1 protein-coding gene is annotated in these 1,088 nt (G+C 40.3%); it reads right to left on the bottom strand.

Annotated elements, in window-relative coordinates; translation table 11 throughout:
• Positions 1–174: 174 nt before the first annotated feature.
• On the bottom strand, positions 175–1,088 hold a 914-nt coding region (locus ACFILL_RS09285; RefSeq protein ID WP_375643839.1), incomplete at its 5' end, for a dATP/dGTP diphosphohydrolase domain-containing protein.

The raw sequence follows: 1,088 nt of genomic DNA, 5'->3' as shown, positions 1-1,088 counted from the left end.
TTAAATACCTAAACTCATTCTCTTTCATTTTTTTCTTAATATCTTGAACCTGCTCTTTAAGTGCTTTAACTTGGTTGCGATAATGCAATGCAATACGAAACATCACTCCGCTTAAGAGCAAAACTGAAACCACTGCTATCCATAAAATTTCATTCGAACTCATCTTTATCTCCTTTAATTTTTATGAGGGCGGTCATCATGACCAATCTGTTGTGCTTCGCATTCCATTAAAAAAAGAATGCAACAAGCCGCATGTGCCAAGTGTGATAAATCACTCTCAGCATCCTTATGCTCTCCACCAAACCATGCTAATAAATGACGTAAAGCAGCACCGTGAAACCTGCTCCAGTGCATGCCATTACGCCAATTGTTTGCTCCGTACTTCTTTGCCCCAAACTCTAAAACTTTGCCGATTTCAATCAGTGCCAACGGCGGTATAAGCTCTATACGAGGCTTACCATCATCATTCTTATGCGCTTCGTTTGTGCTATATGAAACGTGTTTACGCATGTAAACTTCGTCGTTATCGCTAACCTCTCCATAGCCACAAACCTTGGTATATCCACAAACCTTGGCATTTCCGTAAACACGAGCATTTTCACAAACCTTAGCATTCCCATACACATGCGCATTGCCATAAACCGAAGCATCATTACTAACACAGACATAGCCACAAACCTTGGCATTGCCATAAACACGGGCATGGTCACTAACATGCGCATGCCCACTAACACGAGCATTTTCATAAACTCTAGCTCTGCCATAAATATGGGCATTGCCATAAACATAACTATCTCCATAAATAAAAGCATCTATACCAACACGGGCATTGCCATAAACACGGGCGTTTTCATAAACATTGGCTCCATTAAAAACCCATGCATTTTCATAAACCTTGGCATTATCAAAAACACAAGCCTTCTGAGCAACCCAACATTCACCATGATGACTTAAGTTGCTCTCTTTTTCGATATACCCCCCAATCTCTCCAGCCTTCACATCTCCAAAATCTCTTAAGGCTTTAATACGATGAAGTGTGTGATTACCAAAAACACGTGTCTCATCCGTGAATTCATATTTCTTTTCTA

Origin of the sequence: Bartonella sp. AP20NXHL (assembly GCF_042196165.1) — a bacterium.
GTDB lineage: Bacteria > Pseudomonadota > Alphaproteobacteria > Rhizobiales > Rhizobiaceae > Bartonella.
The sequence above is the reverse complement of the archived record's forward strand: the minus strand, read 5'-3'. Positions and strand labels throughout refer to the sequence as shown.